Genomic DNA, 14,767 nt, shown 5'->3' with positions numbered 1-14,767 from the left:
ATGGCCGGCGCCCGCCGGCGACGCACGTCGCCGGTCGGGGCGGCCCATCGGGGACTCAGGAGGCCGGGCGCGGCGGGTCGCCGATGTCCATGGCCTCGTCGTAGCGGTCGCGCGCGCCATCCGCGCCGGGCAGGCTCAGCGAGACGCCGCGATCCTCGGCCAGCCAGTCGTCCAGCGCCTCGATGGCCGCGACGTCCAGGGTGCCCGACTGCTGGCGCAGGGTGAGCAGGTTGATCACGTAGTCGAAGCGCGCATCGGCGTGGTCGGCGACGGCGTCGTAGAGGTTCTGCTCGGCGTTGAGCACGTCGACGATGTTGCGGGTGCCGACCTCATAGCCGGCCCGGGTGGCATCCAGGGCGCTCTGGTTGGAGACGATCGCCTGGGCGCGGGCCTCCACCGTGGCCACGTCGTTGCTGACCTGGGTGAACAGCGAGCGCACCTGCTGGACGGTCTGGCGACGCTGGTCCTCGAAGTCGTACTGGCTGGCCTCCAGGGCGTAGGTGGAGCGGCGGATGCCGGCGCTGGTACGGCCCCCGGTGTACAGCGGCAGGCTGACCCGGGCGCCCACCTGGCTGGCGGACGAATGCCCCTCGACGCCATCCTGGTCGGTATCGGCATAGTCGTAGCTGGCGAAGGCCTCGACCACCGGCAGGCGCTGGGCGCGGGCGATGTCGAGGCCGCTGCGGGACACCTCCACCCCGGCCTCGGCGGCCAGCACCAGGGGATTGTGGTCCATGGCCAGATCGACCCAGGCGGTGCGGCTGGCGGGCTCCGGCGGGGTCACGGGCATGCCCTCCTGCAGCGCCTCGATGCTCTCGTAGCGCTCGCCCGTCAGGCGTTCCAGGGCCTCGAAGCTGACCTGGAGGTTGCTCTCGGCGGCGATGCGCTCGGCCCGAGACTGGTCGAAGCGGGCGCGGGCCTCCTCGACCTCGGTGATGGCGATCAGGCCGACGTCGAACTGCTCGCGGGCCTGCTCCAGCTGGCGGCCGATGGCCCGTTCCTGGGCCCGCCGGGCCTCGAGGATCTCGTGGGCGCGCAGGATGTCGAAGTAGGCCGAGGCCACGTCGATCAGCACCTGCTGCTCGGTGGCGGCCAGGCGAAAGGTCTGGCGATCGATCTCTCGTTCGGCCTGATCGAGTTCGGCGCTGTCGCGGGCGTCGTACAGCGCCTGGGTCGCCTCGAGGCTGATCCCGGCGCTGTTGTAGTGGTCGTCGCCGCCGCCGGCACCGCTCAGCGCCGAGCGCTGGCGCTCGTACTGGCGATCGTGGGTCACCTGCCCCGAGGCGGTGACCTGGGGCAGCAGGTCGCCGCGCGCCACGTCACGCCCCGCCTCGACGCTGGAGAATTCGGCGCGCGCCGAGGCCAGGGCGGTATTGTGCTCCAGGGCATCGCGGGTGATGGTCAGCAGGTCGGCGGCCTGGGCCGGCCCCGCCATCGACACGGCCAGCAGGCCGGGGATCAGGGCGCGCCGCGCCGGCGGGACCGGGCGTTTCGGCTTCATGGGCAAGTTCCTTCTGCGAGTGAGACTATACATTCATTGTCGCATGTTTGTGCCGTCGATCCATCGGGCATCCATGCAATTAGCGTGAAAATTATCATCACGTTCGGCGCAAGCCGTCGAATCGACTATGCTGCAACGCAGCATAGTCGATTCGGAGGGGCCTCGCCCATGGATGCCCTCACCTTCGTGCGCGTCCGGGAGCTGGATGTCGCGGTGCGCATCTGGCACCCGGAGGCCCCCCGCAGCCTGATCGCCTGGCACGGCCTGACCTGCCACGGCGGGGACTTCGCCGGCTTCGCCCGGCTCCTGGGCCCGGGCTGGCGGGTGCTGGCCCCGGACACCCCCGGGCGCGGCCTGTCCAGCTGGTCGCTCTACCCCGCGCACGACTATCGCCACGACCACTACATGACCATAGCACTGGCGGTGCTGGATCACTTCGACCTGCCGCGCGCGCCCTGGGTGGGCACTTCCATGGGCGGGCTGCTGGGCCTGCTGCTCGCCGCCGCTCCGGCCGGCGCCGGGCGCATCGAGCGCCTGGTGCTCAACGACGTCGGCCCCAAGCTCGCGCCGGGCCGCCTCGCCGCGCTGGCGGGCCATTTCGCCGTCCCCCTGCGCGTCTGGCGCTTCGACGACCTGGTCGCGGAACTGCGGCGCCTGTACGCCGGCTTCGGCGTGCAGGACGAGGCCGGCTGGCGCCGGCTGGCCCTGGAGAGCGCCCGCCGTCTGCCGGACGGCAGCTGGACCCTTCACTACGATCCGCGCATCGGCGAGCAGTTCATCCACGACTCGCCCCGGGACCTGTGGGCCGACTGGCGGGCGCTGCGCTGTCCGCTGATGGTGGTACGCGGCGCCGATTCGTCCCTGCTCGACGCCGATACGGTGGCGCGCATGCGAGCCCTGCAACCGGACATGCGCTACCTGGAAGCGGTCGGCTGCGGACATGCGCCGATGCTCGACCGCCCCGGCCAGGTGCGGCCGATCGCCGACTTCCTGGCGCCGGCGGCCCGGCGCCCCTGGTGGCGCCGGGGACTGGCCCGGCTGAGCGGCGCGGGCCACGGCTGACGCCATCAGGCGGCCTCCGCCCGGGCCAGGGCGCGCTCGACGGCGGCCCGATAGCTACCGCCGAACAGCAGCAGATGGTTGAGCAGGGGATAGAGCTGGAACAGCGCCTCCCGGCGCGGCCAGTCGTCCGGGGGCCGGCCGTCCCAGTAGGCCTCGAGGAAGGCCGGGGACGGGGCGCCGAACAGCGTCAGCATGGCCAGGTCCACCTCCCGGAAATGGCGATAGACGGCCGGATCGATCAACGCCGGCCCCCGGGAGGTGTACAGCACGTTGCCGGCCCAGAGGTCACCATGCACCAGACAGGCCGGCGCATCCGGCAGCCAGGCCTCCAGGCCCAGGGCCACGGCCTCGAGCCGCGCACGCAGGGCATCGTCGAGCAGGCCGCGCCGGTGGCAGGCCCGGGTCAGCGGCCGCAGCCGGCGTTCGCGCTGGAAGGCCCGACCGTCGTCCAGCGGCGCATTGGGCTGGGGGGTGGCGCCACAGGCATTGTCGCGGGGCCAGCCGTGGGGCGCCGAGGTGGCGGCGTGCAGCGCCCGCAGCCCCTCGGCCAGGGTGCGCCGCGCCGCGGATGTGGGCGGCACGGGGTCCAGGGCCTCCATGATCAGCCAGCCGCCCTCCTCGGCCCAGACCTCCGGCACCACCAGGTCCGTGCCGGCCGACCGCAATGCCCTCAGCCCCTCGGCCTCTCCCGCCAGGCGTTCGGGGACATCCCGCTTGATCACCAGCTCCCCGGCATCGGTGCCGAGGCGGTAGACCGCCGCCATGTCACCCCCCGACAACGCCACGGGCCGGCCGGTCGGGCGGCATCCCAGGCGTTCCAGCAGGGATTCGAGTGCTTCCTGCATCGTCGCGTCCTCCCTCGCGTCATCACGAGCCTCGTCACTCGGCGCCCGTCTGTCAAAAAAAGGCCGCCCCGAGGGGCGGCAAGACGGGGTTGCACGAGACAACCGCGGGGGGGAACAGTTTCACTCGGGCATCAGCACGCCATCGATCACGTGGATCACGCCGTTGCTGGCCTCGATGTCGGCCTGGATGACGGTGGCATCGTCGATCATGACCTGACCGTCCATGGTGGTGATCGTCAGCTCCTGGCCCTGGACGGTGGTGGCGGCGTCGGCGGCCATGGCGTCCTCGGCCATGAGCTTGCCGGGCACCACGTGGTAGGTCAGCAGGCCGCGCAGGGTGTCGCGGTTGGCGGGCTCGAGCAGCTCCTCGACGGTGCCCTCCGGCAGGGCGGCGAAGGCCTGGTCGGTGGGGGCGAAGACGGTGAAGGGGCCCTCGCCCTTGAGCGTGTCGACCAGTTCCGCGGCCTGGACGGCGGCCACCAGGGTCTCGAACTGACCGGCCTTGACGGCGGTGTCGACGATATCGGCCTGCATGCCGTGATGGTCGGCCTGGACGTTGCCGGCGGCCATCAGGCCGAACAGGCCGACGCCGAACCACTGGGAAACCTGGGGGATACTGGCTTTCATGGTGTGTCACTCCTCGGGAGAATCCCGTCGTGAACAGGCAGCGGACCTGCCCTGCGGCGAGGCGCCCTCGCCTCAGCCTGTACAAACAATAGTAAACGTACAGCATTGGGACAAGTATTTTCTGCGGGGAAACGGCTGACGCCCCCGGCCCGCCTATGGCACAAGGAGAAGGCGAATCCACCTCGAGAGGAGATGACCATGTACAAGCTCGCCTTCTTCGTGCCGGTCACGGAGGCCGAGGCCGTCAAGGAAGCCGTCTTCGCCACCGGCGCCGGTCGCATCGGCGACTACGAGGCCTGCTGCTTCCAGACCCCGGGCACCGGCCAGTTCCGGCCGCTGGCCGGCGCCGACCCGCACATCGGCCGGGTCGGCGACCTGGAGCGCGTCGAGGAACTCAAGGTGGAGCTGGTCTGCGAGGACGAGCGGATTCACGATGCCCTGGCGGCCCTGAAGCGGGCCCACCCCTACGAGGAGCCGGCCTACGACGCCTGGCGCCTGGCGGATCTCTAGGCGGGCGCCCGATGCGCCTCAGGCGGAGCCGAAGTAGCGCTCGCGATCCTCCGGGGTGATGTCGCTGACGTGGAGCGGATAGTCGCCGCGCGCGCGATCGGCGAAGAAGTGGCGCAGGGTACGCTCGATGGTGGGGAAGGCCAGCGCGTCCCAGGGAATCTCGTGCTCCTCGAACAGCGCCACCTCGAGGCTCTCGGGGCCGGCGGCGAAGTCGCCCGCCAGGTCGGCCAGGAAGATCATGTACACCTGATCGATGTGCGGCAGGTTGATCAGGGTATAGAGCCCGTGCAGGCGCACCTCCGCGCAGGCCTCCTCGCGGGTCTCGCGAGCCGCGGCCTCGAGGGTGGTCTCGGCGTTTTCCATGAAGCCCGCCGGCAGGGTCCAGTAGCCGTGGCGCGGCGCGATGGCCCGGCGGCACAGCAGGATCCGCGAGTCGGACACCGGCAGGGTGCCGGCGACGATGCGCGGGTTCTGGTAATGGATGGTGCCGCACGCCTCGCACAGGAAGCGCGGCCGGTCGTCGCCATCGGGGATCGCGAAACGGACCGGCTGACCACAGTGGCTGCAGAAGTTCATGGCGCTCCCTGAAGGCGGACGAGGCGGCGGGGCCCGGGCTTGACGCCGCTCGCGAGGACTGGGTAAAAGGGGTCAAACCCGACGGACACATCATGTTAGAGAACCTACGCGAGCGCCTGCAAGCGCATGCCCCGAAGCGCCTGCGCCTCGACCTGCCCCAGGCGGCCGTGCTGCTGCCGCTGGTCGCCCGCCCCGAACCGACGCTGCTGTTCGCCCGCCGTGCCGCCCACCTCTCGACCCACGGCGGCCAGGTGGCCTTTCCCGGCGGCAAGCGCGAGCCCGGCGACCCCGACCTGCTGGCCACCGCCCTGCGCGAGGCCGAGGAAGAGATCGCCCTGCCCCCCGCCCGGGTGGAGGTGCTGGGCCGGCTGTCGGACGTCGTCTCGCTGCACGGCATCCTCGTCACCCCCTATGTGGGGGTGATCCCGCCGGACCTGCCCCTGATGCCGGATCGACGCGAGCTGGACGCCCTCTTCGAGGTCCCCCTGGCCGACTTCCTGGCCGACCGCCGGACCCACACCGACGTGATCCGCGTCGAGGGCCGCGACCACTACGTGCCCAGCTACCGCCATGGCGATCACGTGATCTGGGGCCTGTCGTCGATGATGCTGGTCGAGCTGCTGGCCGAGGGCTTCGACATGCCGATCGGCCTCTTCCGGCGCCCCGCGGGCAGGCTGCGCCACCACCCCGAACGCCGGTTGCACCTGAAATGAGCCACCCCCTGTTGCCCGAGGCCCGCCTCGGCGAGTTGATCGATGGGCTGGTCGAACGCGGCTGGTACTGCGGCGAGGCCTTCCTGCCCGAGGCGCTGCACGCCCCGCTGTTCGCCGAGCTCGAGGCCATGGCCGAGCGCCGTGCCCTGGCCGCGGCCGGGATCGGCCGCGGCGCCGAGCACCATCGTCGCCGGGACATCCGCGGCGACGCCATCCGCTGGCTCGACCGCGAGAGCCTGGCCCAGCGCCGCTACCTGGAGGCCATGGGCGACCTCCAGCAGGCGCTCAACCGGGCCCTGTTCCTGGGCCTGTTCGAGTACGAGGCGCACTTCGCCCAGTACCCGCCGGGGGCCTTCTATCGCCGCCACCTGGACAGCTTCCGGGGGCGCGCCAACCGGGTGGTCTCCACCGTCGGCTACCTGACCCCCGACTGGCCCGCCGATGCCGGCGGCGAGATGGTGATCTACGCGCCCGAGGCCCCCGAGCGCGAGGTCGCCCGGGTGCGGCCCGAGGCCGGCACCTTCGTCTGCTTCCTCGCCGACCGGGTGCCCCACGAGGTGCTGCCGACCCGCCGGCCCCGGGCCAGCATCGCCGGCTGGTTCCGCCGCAACGCCTCGCTCGGCGGCCTGGTGGATCCGGCCCACTGATGGCGGACGCGCCGAAGCGCCGGGCGTCCCTGGAGGCGGAGAACGCCGCCCTGCGGGCCCGCTGCGAGCGCCTGGCGGCGGAGCGGGACCACTACCGCTGGCTCACCGAGCACACCACCGACCTGATCTCCCGGCATGCCCGGGACGGCACCTTCCTCTACGCCTCCCCGGCCGCCCGGGAACTGCTCGGCTACGATCCGGCGGCGCTGATCGGCGTCTCGGCCTACGACCTCTTCCACCCGGACGATCTCGCCGACCTGCTCGGCAAGTCGCCCCGGGTCTACCATCGCGACGGCTTCTACCAGTACAGCTACCGCTTCCGAGCCCGGGACGGCCGCTACCTGTGGCTCGAGACCACCAGCCGCACCCGCCGCGACCCCACCAGCGGCGAGCTGATCGATATCCTCTGCGTGTCGCGGGACGTGACGCGCCGTCGACGGGCCGAGGCCGAGGCCCGGCGCCACCAGGAACAGATCGCCCACGCCAACCGGCTGGCCAGCGCCGGCGAGCTGGCCTCCAACATCGCCCACGAGCTCAACCAGCCCCTGGCCACCCTGGGCAACTACGCCAGCGGCGCCCTGATGAAGCTCGAGGCCGATCCCCGGGCGCCGGCCGGCGAGCTGGCCCTGCCGCTGACCCGCATCAACGAGCAGGTGGCGGGCCTCGCCGAGCGGCTGCGGCATATCCGCGGCTTCGTGCGCCGGGGCCGGACCCGCCCCCGCCCCATGGCGCCGGCGGACGCCGTGGCGGGCACCGTCGCGCTGTGCGAGTGGCAGTGCCGCCAGGCCGGCATCCGGCTGCTGGACGACCTGCCGGCCTCGCTGCCCCGGGTCCAGGCCGACCCCCTCGCCCTGGAGCAGGTGCTGGTCAACTTGGTACTCAATGCCCTGGAGGCCAGCCGCTCCCACCCCGGCGCCGACCGGATCCGCCTCTCGGCACGGCCGCTCGATGCACGGCGCCTCGAGCTGCGGGTCCGCGATCACGGCCCCGGGGTCCCCGACGCCCTGCGCGAGCGCCTGTTCCGCCCCTTCCACAGCGCGCGCCCCGAGGGGCTCGGCATGGGGCTGGCCATCGCCCGCTCGCTGATGGAGGCCATGGGCGGCGACCTGCGCCTCGACGACGCGGTCACCGAGGGCGCCGCCTTCGTCGCCCGCCTGCCCCGGGCCGACTGAAGGCGGCATGGCCGCCCGCCGCGCCAGGCAGTACACTGGCGCTCATCGTCCCGCCCCGGAGTGTCCCGTGCCCGAGCCCGCCCGTCCCGCTTCCCGGATCGCCGTCGTCGACGACAACGCGGCCCTGCGCGAGTCGCTGATCTGGCTGCTCGAATCGGTGGGCCTGACGCCCCTCCCCTACGCCGACGGCGAGGCCTTCCTGGCCGATGACGCCGCCCCCGAGGTCATCCTCCTCGACGTGCGCATGCCGGGGCTGTCGGGCCTCCAGGTCCAGCGGCGGCTGGTCGAGCGCGGCGACCAGACGCCGCTGATCTTCATGACCGGCCATGGCGACGTGCCCATGGCGGTGACCGCGCTCCAGGCCGGCGCCTTCGACTTCGTCGAGAAGCCCTTCAACCATCAGCAGCTGATCGACCTGGTGCAGCGGGCGCTGGCCGAGCATCGCCAGCGCCGGGCGCGGGGCGCGCGCCTGGCGGCGCTGCGCGACCGCTTCGAGGCCCTGCGGCCCAAGGAGCAGGCGATCCTGGTGGGCGTCGCGGAGGGGCTGACCAGCCGCCAGGTGGCCGCGCGGCTGGAGATCAGCGCCAAGACGGTGGAGATCTATCGCCTGCGCGCCATGAAGGCGCTGGGAGCCGCCAACCTGGCGGAGCTGGTGCGCATGATCACGGCCCTGGGCCTGGTGCCGCCGCTGCCCGAGGCCTGAGCGGGCCTCAGCGCCTGGACAGCTGTTGCAGGTTCACGGCCTCCGCGGCCCGAGGCGCGTCGGCGAGGTTGATGGTGATCTCCACGCGCCGATTGCGCGCCCGGCCTTCGGGCGTCTCGTTGGCGGTCAGCGGCCGGGTGTCGGCGAAGCCGCGCACCACCAGCCGCTCGGGATCCAGGCGGCCATCCTCCAGCAGCAGGTTAGCCACCGAGGAGGCCCGCGCCGCCGACAGGTCCCAGTTGCTGGCATAGCGGCTGCCACGAATCGGCACGTCGTCGGTGTGTCCGTCCACCTCGATAATCCCCGGCACCTCCGACAGCACCGACGACATCTCGCCGAGCAGGGCGGCGAAGGGCGGCAGGACCCGGGCGGCGCCGGAGGGGAAGGTGCTGCGCTCCTGGATGCGGACCACCACCCGACGAGCCTCGGTCTCGACCTTGACCTGGCCCTGGGCCGAGGCCTCGGTCAACAGGGCGTCGACTTCCCGCGCCACGGCCATCAGCCGGCGATCCCGCTCCTCGCCGCGGAAGGTGTCGAGGCGCGGGCGCGCCTCGGTGGTGCTCTGCTGCATGCGCTCCAGGGGCGTCGGCTGCGGCCGGCCGGGGGAGAACTGGTCGAATGCCGGACTGGTGCCCATGGGAATCTGCTCGGCCGGCACGTCGCGCTGCACCCCGAAGGCCCGGGAAAGCTCGCCGGCCAGGCGCTTGAAGCGCTCGGCATCGATCTCGGCGAAGGACAGCAGCATCACGAAGAAGCACATCAACAGCGACATCAGGTCGGCATAGGTGACCATCCAGGCCGCCGCGCCGGGCTTCTTCGGCTCGGGTGCCTCATCCATTCTGGGCGGCCTCCGCCGGCTGGCCCGCGGCCTGCTCACCGCCGCGCTGCTCCGGGGGCAGGTAGAGGCTCAGCATCTGCTCGATCACCCGGGGATTCTGCTCCTGCTTGATGGCGATCAGGGCATCGGTCCACAGCGCCTGCATGCGCGCCTCCTGGGAGGTCCGCAGCGACAGCTTGGCGGCGATGGGGTTGGCCACCATGGTGGCCAGCATGGCGCCATACAGGGTGGTCAGCAGGGCCACCGCCATGGCCGGCCCGATGGAGCTGGGGTCGTTCATGTCGGCGAGCATCTGCACCAGCCCCACCAGGGTACCGATCATCCCCATGGCCGGGGCGACCTCGCCCAGGGCGGAGAAGACGTTGGCGCCGATGCGGTTGCGCTCCAGGGTCAGCAGCCGTTCCTTCTGCAGCATCTCGCGCACCGTGCCGTCATCGAAGCCGTCGGCCAGCATCTGCAGGCCCTGCTGCAGGAAGGGGCTGGCGACATCCGCCCCCTCCAGGGCCAGCAGCCCCTTCTGGCGGGCCGTCTTGGCCAGGTCGACCAGCTCGTCGATGGTCTCCGCGGTGTCGGGCAGCTGGAACTTGAAGGCCCGGGAGGTGGCCCGGAGGGCCTCCTTGAGCTGCGCGAGGCTGAACTTGGCCATCACCACGCACAGGGAGCCGCCGAACACGATCAGCACCGACAGGGGGTTGAAGAAGATCGCCGGCGAGGCGCCGAGCACGATGGCGGCCCCCACCAGGATGGCGGCCCCGACGAGGCCGATGAGCGTTGCCAGATCCACGAAGCACTCCTGCCGATGAGGGTCTCTAATACCGGCAACATAGCCCGAAGGTATGAGGGCAACAATCGTCCTGGCGAGGTACCACCACGAAAGGATGAGGGGGCCTCAGTCCCGCGGATCCCCGGGAAGATAATGCCCGGTGACCAACCGGTATGCCTCGGAGGTGCGACGGCCAGGGACAGCGTCCACGCCGACGAACAGGCTCGGGAAGCTGTTCAGCCAGCGCTGCAGGGCCTCGACGCGCGCCACCCCATCGGCGCTGCCCGGCCGGCGCATGGCGTAGCGTGGCACCAGCGGCGCCCGGGCGGCATCGGCCGTCTCCTCGGGAAAGGCCAACTCGCCCAGCTCGGCCAGGCGCCGCATCACCACCGCCGCCCCGACCTGACGCGACACGGCGCTTTCCGACCAGCGACCATCGGCCACGTACTTGCCACGCTCGTAGTGGGTGGAGAAGCTCCACAGGTACGGCGACAGCACCTCGGGATGGTAACGGCGGTAACCCCAGCCGTTGTAGCGCTCGAGTTGATAGAGCAGCCCGGCCAGGCTCCAGTCGGTATGCCGGCCGAGCCGCTTCATGGCCAGGGCATCGACGGCACTCTCCTCCCAGGCGAAGGGTGGCGAGCCGCGTCGGGGACGCCCGGCGGGCACCCTGACGGTCCGCGCCTCGAGAGGGTCCCCGTTGTGCAGGTGACAGCCGAAGTCGCCGCCGGACTCCATGCGATGCACCAGCCCCACGAAGGCCCAGGGCACCCCCTGGCGGTCGCCGACGTCACGATAGCGGTCACGGTGCGCCAGCAGGCGTTCGGCGGCCCGGTCCACGCGGCGCGCATGCGACGGGCGAATCCGACAGGTATCGAAGAGGCGCTCGTATTCCGCGCGCAGGGCCGGGGTGAGGGAAAGGCTCATGACGACTCCTCCGGGGCGCACCCGTCGTCGCTGAAGACTCGGCCCGCCGCGCTCGGCCAGCGCGGCTGAGTTCAGGATAGAGCAGGCTTGCGCCTGTCACCCGTCGGTGTGCACGGGGGCTGCCCAACTGCTGTTCGCGACGCAGCAGCCGAAAGGCCAGCACGGCCAGCAGCAGGCCGAGCCCGATGGCGCCATAGCCGAGCCCCTCGTGGACGCGCAGTGCCTCCATGACGACGCCCTCCCCCCGGCAAGCCTGACTCCCGACCTGGCACAGCCGCCCCCTGCCGGGCCGCCCCGGACGGGTTACACTGCGAGGAAACCGGTGAGGAGCGAGGCCCATGATCCAGGACGCGGACCGCAAGTATCTCGAGCACTGCCTGACCCTGGCCGAGGAGGCGCTGGTCGCCGGCGACGAGCCCTTCGGCTCGCTGCTGGTCTCCGCCGAGGGCGAGGTGCTCTTCGAGGATCGCAATCGCATCGCCGGCGGCGACGCCACCCGTCACCCGGAGTTCGCCATCGCGCGCTGGGCCGCCGAGCACCTGGCGCCGGCGGAGCGGGCGGCGGCCACCGTCTACACCTCCGGCGAGCATTGCCCGATGTGCGCCGCCGCCCATGGCTGGGTGGGCCTGGGCCGGATCGTCTACGCCAGCTCGGCCGAGCAACTGGTTGGCTGGCTCGCCGCGCTCGGCGTGGCGCCCCCGCCGGTGGCGCCGCTGCCGATTCAGACGATCGTGCCCGGGCTGACGGTGGAGGGCCCGGTGGCCGGGCTGGACGCGCGCGTCCACGCCCTCCACCGGCGCCGGCACGGCGCCGGCCAGCCGGCCTCGCCCGACTAGACGCTCGCCGCCGGCGGGTGGGTCGCGTAGCGCTCCAGGGGGTTGCGCCCGGCCAGGCGGGCGAAGCCCAGCCGGCGCAGGCAGTGCGCATGGCTGCCGCGGAGGTGCGGCGCCGAGGCGATGGAGCGCGTGATCGCCTCCCGGAACCCTTCCCGCGGGTGGCGTCGATGGATCTCCCGCAGGCTCGCCTCGGGCACCAGGTGGCGGTGGGCGCCGACCACGTCCATGTGAGCCCCGTACTTGAGCAGGAGCGCCTCCGGCGTATGGCGCGCCGGGCTCAGCCAGGGGTTGAGGTGATAGCTGATCGCCTCGTAGAGGCGGATCGCGTCGGCGTCGCGCCACCCCTCGGCCAGCGCCAGCCGGCGGGCCTCCCGGGCGCCGGCAATCTGGAAGGCGGTATCCGACAGGCAGCCGGCATGCGCGTCGGCCAGGCCGATGTCGTGCATCAGGCAGGCCACGTAGAGAGGCTCGGCATCCGCCTTCAGGTCCAGCGCCTGCCCGACCAGCGCGCCCATCCACCAGGTCCGGTAGCAGTGCGCCAGCAGGGCGGGAGGGTACTGCGCCGCCACCTCGGCCTCGACCCGCCGGCAGAGAGCGCTGTCCGGCCGTCGCACCCGCGACAGGTCCACGGGGCGCGTGCGGATGCGCGAGCGCCCCAGGCGCCAGGCCAGGCGGCTCAGTCGCTCGTCCAGCTGGCTGCGCACCAGCTGACAGATCAGCTGAGCCTTCTCCCCGGGGCGCAGGACGCCCTCGGTGGCCTCGCTCCAGGCATAGGACCCGGGTGTGTCTCCCCACATGGGCAAACTCCATTGCTTGCAATATGCAAGCAAACTAGCGGCAAGACTTGCATATTGCAAGCAATGCTTCCGCTCGCCTATGCTGGGCCGCATGACCCATGCCGACGCCCCCCCGACACCCTGCCCCCTGGCCCGCAGCCTGGAGCTCATCGGCGACCGCTGGAGCCTGGTGATCCTGCGCGAGATCATCCAGGGCCGGCACCGCTACACCGACTTCAGCCACTGTGCCGAGCGGATTCCCACCAATATCCTGGCCAGCCGGCTGCGCAAGCTGACCGCACACGGCCTCATCGCCCGGGTGCCCGGCCGCGACCGGCCGCGGCGCCATGAATACCATCTGACCCGCAAGGGCGCCGCCCTGTTGCCGGCCATGCAGGCCCTGGCCCGCTGGGGCAGCGATCAGCTGCCGGAATGCGACTCGCCTCCCGAGGCGTTCTTCGCCCTGACCCCCGACGACCTGCCGACCCGCGACGCGGATCAGACCCGCACCCGGTAGGCGAGGTCCCTGGCCTCGTCGCCGGTCATGCCGCGAAACCCCCAGCCATGCGGGGGCTGTTCCGTGAGGGTGATCTCCACGTCGACCGGCGCGATGCCGACCTGGCGTTCGATCTCGGCGAAGAGTCGCTTGATCAGGGCCTTCTGCGTCTCCGCCGTGCGCCCCGCCATCATGTTGATCTCGATGACGGTGTAGGCGTCGCTGCGGCCGCCGGGCGCGTAGAAATCCTCGGCGTCCATGGGCATGAAGCGATGCGCCCGCTTGTCCTCGGGCATGCCGAGCACCGACATCATGCACTCGTGGATCACCTCCGAGAGGCGGGCCTTGACGGGGTCCAGGCGATGGCGAATGCCATAGATCACGATCATGTCATCTCCCTCGACGATCGCCCCGAGGCGGGGCCAGAGGTGTCTCGCCCGGCCCTGCCAGGCGACGTTCCATGCCGATCAGCGGCGGCTCGTGCCGGCAGGCGACGAAGCCGCAGCGCCGATAGAGCCGCACGGCCGGGCTGTCGGCGAAGACCCTGAGCCGGAGCACCCGGCTGCCACGGCGGCGGGCCAGCGCCCCGGCCGCCTCGAGGGCTTGCCTGCCCAGGCCTCGCCCGCGGTGCTCGGCCGCGATCTGCAGGTCCCGGAGATAGCTGCGATCCGCGTCGTGGACGAGCCGGGCATAGCCGACGACCTCCCCGCCCCGTCGCAGCAGATAGTTCTCCCCGGCGTCCCAGTCGGCGGCGAAGGCGCTCGCATCCCAGCACAGGCCGTGGCGCGCGTAGGCCTGGCGCATATTGGCCCGCACCAGGGCGGCGGCCCAGTCGCGGGCGCCGTCCGGCGCAGGCTCAAGGGACGGCATGCCGCTTCAGCCCCGGGGCATCGCCGTCAGCCGCTCGCCGACGCGCAGCGACCGGCCGATGCCCTCGAGCGGGATGGCGTTCTGGCCGAAGAAGGCGCCCCGCCAGCCCGGCTGGGTGTCCATCTCCACCAGGGTCCTGAGCGGTTCCTTGGGCGCCGGGGCCTCGCCGGTATGCTGATCCTGGGTGATGATCTTGCAGCGCTTGCAGGGCTTGCGCAGCCCCAGGCGGACCCCCGACTCGGTGGTCAGCGCCTCCCAGTCGACCTCGGCGAAGGGGGCGCCGCCCTCGACCACGAGATTGGGCCGGAAACGGCTCATGGGCACGGCGTCGAGCCCCTTGGCGAGCAGGCGCTGGTTCAGGCGGTCGAGGGAGGCCCGATGCGTCACCAGCAGCGGATAGCCGTCGGGAAAGGCGGTATGCGCCGCCTCGTCCCCCAGGTAGTCGGCCTCCACCGCGCGGCGGCGATCCTCGGGAAAGCGCACCAGTCGCAGGGCCCCGTCCCGGTGGCGGCCCAGCACCTCGGTGAGCCAGCCGGCGGCCGGCGCGCCCTCGTCCAGGGCCTCGCAGCGATCCTTCCAGATGCTCACCTCGCACCGCGGGCGGGCCGGCCCGGCGAGGGCCACCGTAAGCGGCGCGGCCTCGGGATGCTCCAGCACCAGGGCGTCCTCGGTGAGTCGAACCGTCACCCGGGCCATGGCCGGGATCTCGCGCTGGGTGACGAAACGCCCCTCGGCGTCGACGATCATCCAGTGCCGGTCGAAGGCCAGCCCGCGTTCGGTGAGCCGAGCCGAGTCCAGGGCGATGCCCCGCAGCGACTTGACCGGATAGATAGTGAGCTGGGTGATGCGCATCCTTGCCTCCCTGGCGATGGTGTCAGCGGCCCAGTCTAGCAGCCTCGACGCCC

The 14,767-nt window shown here is 71.9% G+C and carries 19 protein-coding genes; 8 read left to right on the top strand and 11 right to left on the bottom strand.

Features of this window, described 5'->3' with window-relative positions; genetic code table 11:
- Positions 1-55: 55 nt before the first annotated feature.
- The gene (locus tag QC818_RS12140) at positions 56-1,501 is read right to left on the bottom strand and encodes a TolC family outer membrane protein (protein ID WP_309653132.1); all 1,446 of its coding nucleotides are present in this window, start codon (positions 1,499-1,501) and stop codon (positions 56-58) included.
- Between the two features lie 168 nt (positions 1,502-1,669).
- Here QC818_RS12140 and QC818_RS12135 point away from each other — a divergent pair, with 168 nt between their 5' ends.
- Positions 1,670-2,563, top strand: a complete 894-nt coding sequence (locus tag QC818_RS12135; RefSeq protein WP_309653131.1) for an alpha/beta fold hydrolase — start codon at positions 1,670-1,672, stop codon at positions 2,561-2,563.
- Positions 2,564-2,568: 5 nt separating this feature from the next.
- Here QC818_RS12135 and QC818_RS12130 read toward each other — a convergent pair whose 3' ends face one another.
- Positions 2,569-3,408 (bottom strand): fructosamine kinase family protein, encoded by an 840-nt coding sequence (locus QC818_RS12130; RefSeq protein WP_309653130.1) that lies wholly within the window; start codon positions 3,406-3,408, stop codon positions 2,569-2,571.
- 120 nt (positions 3,409-3,528) lie between these two features.
- Positions 3,529-4,035: a fasciclin domain-containing protein gene (locus QC818_RS12125; protein WP_309653129.1), complete on the bottom strand. Its 507-nt coding sequence runs from the start codon at positions 4,033-4,035 to the stop codon at positions 3,529-3,531.
- A gap of 198 nt (positions 4,036-4,233) precedes the next feature.
- On the opposite strand from QC818_RS12125, the gene QC818_RS12120 reads away from it, so the two are divergent.
- Positions 4,234-4,545 (top strand): YqfO family protein, encoded by a 312-nt coding sequence (locus tag QC818_RS12120; protein ID WP_309653128.1) that lies wholly within the window; start codon positions 4,234-4,236, stop codon positions 4,543-4,545.
- An 18-nt stretch (positions 4,546-4,563) separates the two neighbouring features.
- On the opposite strand, the gene QC818_RS12115 is transcribed toward QC818_RS12120, so the two are convergent.
- Positions 4,564-5,121, bottom strand: coding sequence for an NUDIX hydrolase (locus QC818_RS12115; RefSeq protein WP_309653127.1), 558 nt, complete (start codon positions 5,119-5,121; stop codon positions 4,564-4,566).
- Positions 5,122-5,213: 92 nt separating this feature from the next.
- Between QC818_RS12115 and QC818_RS12110 the strand changes: the two genes are divergently transcribed.
- The 4 genes from QC818_RS12110 to QC818_RS12095 all read left to right on the top strand — a co-directional run bounded on the left by QC818_RS12110 (position 5,214) and on the right by QC818_RS12095 (position 8,356).
- Positions 5,214-5,834 carry a CoA pyrophosphatase gene (locus QC818_RS12110; protein WP_309653126.1) on the top strand — a complete coding sequence of 207 codons (621 nt, stop codon included), beginning with the start codon at positions 5,214-5,216 and terminating at the stop codon, positions 5,832-5,834.
- A complete protein-coding gene (locus QC818_RS12105; RefSeq protein ID WP_309653125.1) occupies positions 5,831-6,481 on the top strand; it encodes a 2OG-Fe(II) oxygenase in 651 nt (216 codons plus the stop codon). Before QC818_RS12110 ends, QC818_RS12105 begins: the two co-directional genes overlap by 4 nt.
- The gene (locus tag QC818_RS12100; RefSeq protein WP_309653124.1) at positions 6,481-7,653 is read left to right on the top strand and encodes a sensor histidine kinase; all 1,173 of its coding nucleotides are present in this window, start codon (positions 6,481-6,483) and stop codon (positions 7,651-7,653) included. The genes QC818_RS12105 and QC818_RS12100 overlap by 1 nt, the downstream gene beginning before the upstream one ends.
- A 67-nt stretch (positions 7,654-7,720) precedes the next feature.
- Positions 7,721-8,356 carry a response regulator transcription factor gene (locus QC818_RS12095; protein ID WP_309653123.1) on the top strand — a complete coding sequence of 212 codons (636 nt, stop codon included), beginning with the start codon at positions 7,721-7,723 and terminating at the stop codon, positions 8,354-8,356.
- 7 nt (positions 8,357-8,363) lie between these two features.
- Here the strand turns inward: QC818_RS12095 and QC818_RS12090 are convergent, their stop codons facing one another.
- The 3 genes from QC818_RS12090 to QC818_RS12080 form a co-directional block, all read right to left on the bottom strand.
- On the bottom strand, positions 8,364-9,194 hold the full coding sequence (locus QC818_RS12090; RefSeq protein ID WP_309653122.1) for a flagellar motor protein MotB: 831 nt from the start codon (positions 9,192-9,194) through the stop codon (positions 8,364-8,366).
- Positions 9,187-9,978 (bottom strand): MotA/TolQ/ExbB proton channel family protein, encoded by a 792-nt coding sequence (locus tag QC818_RS12085; RefSeq protein ID WP_309653121.1) that lies wholly within the window; start codon positions 9,976-9,978, stop codon positions 9,187-9,189. Before QC818_RS12085 ends, QC818_RS12090 begins: the two co-directional genes overlap by 8 nt.
- Positions 9,979-10,083: 105 nt before the next feature.
- Positions 10,084-10,884 (bottom strand): hypothetical protein, encoded by an 801-nt coding sequence (locus QC818_RS12080; protein WP_309653120.1) that lies wholly within the window; start codon positions 10,882-10,884, stop codon positions 10,084-10,086.
- A gap of 338 nt (positions 10,885-11,222) precedes the next feature.
- Between QC818_RS12080 and QC818_RS12075 the strand changes: the two genes are divergently transcribed.
- The gene (locus QC818_RS12075; protein WP_309653119.1) at positions 11,223-11,720 is read left to right on the top strand and encodes a nucleoside deaminase; all 498 of its coding nucleotides are present in this window, start codon (positions 11,223-11,225) and stop codon (positions 11,718-11,720) included.
- Here QC818_RS12075 and QC818_RS12070 read toward each other — a convergent pair.
- The gene (locus QC818_RS12070; protein WP_309653118.1) at positions 11,717-12,517 is read right to left on the bottom strand and encodes an HD domain-containing protein; all 801 of its coding nucleotides are present in this window, start codon (positions 12,515-12,517) and stop codon (positions 11,717-11,719) included. The genes QC818_RS12075 and QC818_RS12070 overlap by 4 nt on opposite strands.
- 91 nt (positions 12,518-12,608) lie before the next feature.
- Here QC818_RS12070 and QC818_RS12065 point away from each other — a divergent pair, with 91 nt between their 5' ends.
- Positions 12,609-13,013 carry a winged helix-turn-helix transcriptional regulator gene (locus QC818_RS12065; RefSeq protein ID WP_309653117.1) on the top strand — a complete coding sequence of 135 codons (405 nt, stop codon included), beginning with the start codon at positions 12,609-12,611 and terminating at the stop codon, positions 13,011-13,013.
- On the opposite strand, the gene QC818_RS12060 is transcribed toward QC818_RS12065, so the two are convergent.
- From QC818_RS12060 to QC818_RS12050, 3 genes are read right to left on the bottom strand one after another with little or no spacing between them, the layout of a single operon-like run.
- The gene (locus QC818_RS12060) at positions 12,995-13,381 is read right to left on the bottom strand and encodes a tautomerase family protein (RefSeq protein WP_309653116.1); all 387 of its coding nucleotides are present in this window, start codon (positions 13,379-13,381) and stop codon (positions 12,995-12,997) included. The two genes, QC818_RS12065 and QC818_RS12060, sit on opposite strands and share 19 nt — an antisense overlap.
- Before the next feature lies 1 nt (position 13,382).
- Entirely contained in the window at positions 13,383-13,862 is a 480-nt protein-coding gene (locus QC818_RS12055) for a GNAT family N-acetyltransferase (RefSeq protein ID WP_309653115.1), read from the bottom strand.
- Between the two features lie 6 nt (positions 13,863-13,868).
- Positions 13,869-14,714 carry an MOSC domain-containing protein gene (locus QC818_RS12050; RefSeq protein ID WP_309653114.1) on the bottom strand — a complete coding sequence of 282 codons (846 nt, stop codon included), beginning with the start codon at positions 14,712-14,714 and terminating at the stop codon, positions 13,869-13,871.
- Positions 14,715-14,767: the final 53 nt, after the last annotated feature.

Source organism: Halomonas koreensis, from assembly GCF_031451675.1.
Lineage (GTDB): Bacteria > Pseudomonadota > Gammaproteobacteria > Pseudomonadales > Halomonadaceae > Halomonas > Halomonas koreensis.
Note: the sequence above shows the minus strand (reverse complement) of the source record. Positions and strands in the feature narration are given on the sequence as shown.

Bases quoted from the DNA above. Each gene is read 5' to 3' on its own strand.
- QC818_RS12060 (WP_309653116.1), bottom strand. From the start codon at position 13,381: ATGATCGTGATCTATGGCATTCGCCATCGCCTGGACCCCGTCAAGGCC.
- QC818_RS12065 (WP_309653117.1), top strand. From the start codon at position 12,609: ATGACCCATGCCGACGCCCCCCCGACACCCTGCCCCCTGGCCCGCAGC.
- QC818_RS12080 (WP_309653120.1), bottom strand. From the start codon at position 10,884: ATGAGCCTTTCCCTCACCCCGGCCCTGCGCGCGGAATACGAGCGCCTC.
- QC818_RS12115 (WP_309653127.1), bottom strand. From the start codon at position 5,121: ATGAACTTCTGCAGCCACTGTGGTCAGCCGGTCCGTTTCGCGATCCCC.
- QC818_RS12135 (WP_309653131.1), top strand. From the start codon at position 1,670: ATGGATGCCCTCACCTTCGTGCGCGTCCGGGAGCTGGATGTCGCGGTG.
- QC818_RS12090 (WP_309653122.1), bottom strand. From the start codon at position 9,194: ATGGATGAGGCACCCGAGCCGAAGAAGCCCGGCGCGGCGGCCTGGATG.
- QC818_RS12100 (WP_309653124.1), top strand. From the start codon at position 6,481: ATGGCGGACGCGCCGAAGCGCCGGGCGTCCCTGGAGGCGGAGAACGCC.
- QC818_RS12050 (WP_309653114.1), bottom strand. From the start codon at position 14,714: ATGCGCATCACCCAGCTCACTATCTATCCGGTCAAGTCGCTGCGGGGC.
- QC818_RS12110 (WP_309653126.1), top strand. From the start codon at position 5,214: ATGTTAGAGAACCTACGCGAGCGCCTGCAAGCGCATGCCCCGAAGCGC.
- QC818_RS12105 (WP_309653125.1), top strand. From the start codon at position 5,831: ATGAGCCACCCCCTGTTGCCCGAGGCCCGCCTCGGCGAGTTGATCGAT.
- QC818_RS12130 (WP_309653130.1), bottom strand. From the start codon at position 3,408: ATGCAGGAAGCACTCGAATCCCTGCTGGAACGCCTGGGATGCCGCCCG.
- QC818_RS12120 (WP_309653128.1), top strand. From the start codon at position 4,234: ATGTACAAGCTCGCCTTCTTCGTGCCGGTCACGGAGGCCGAGGCCGTC.
- QC818_RS12075 (WP_309653119.1), top strand. From the start codon at position 11,223: ATGATCCAGGACGCGGACCGCAAGTATCTCGAGCACTGCCTGACCCTG.
- QC818_RS12125 (WP_309653129.1), bottom strand. From the start codon at position 4,035: ATGAAAGCCAGTATCCCCCAGGTTTCCCAGTGGTTCGGCGTCGGCCTG.
- QC818_RS12140 (WP_309653132.1), bottom strand. From the start codon at position 1,501: ATGAAGCCGAAACGCCCGGTCCCGCCGGCGCGGCGCGCCCTGATCCCC.
- QC818_RS12070 (WP_309653118.1), bottom strand. From the start codon at position 12,517: ATGTGGGGAGACACACCCGGGTCCTATGCCTGGAGCGAGGCCACCGAG.
- QC818_RS12055 (WP_309653115.1), bottom strand. From the start codon at position 13,862: ATGCCGTCCCTTGAGCCTGCGCCGGACGGCGCCCGCGACTGGGCCGCC.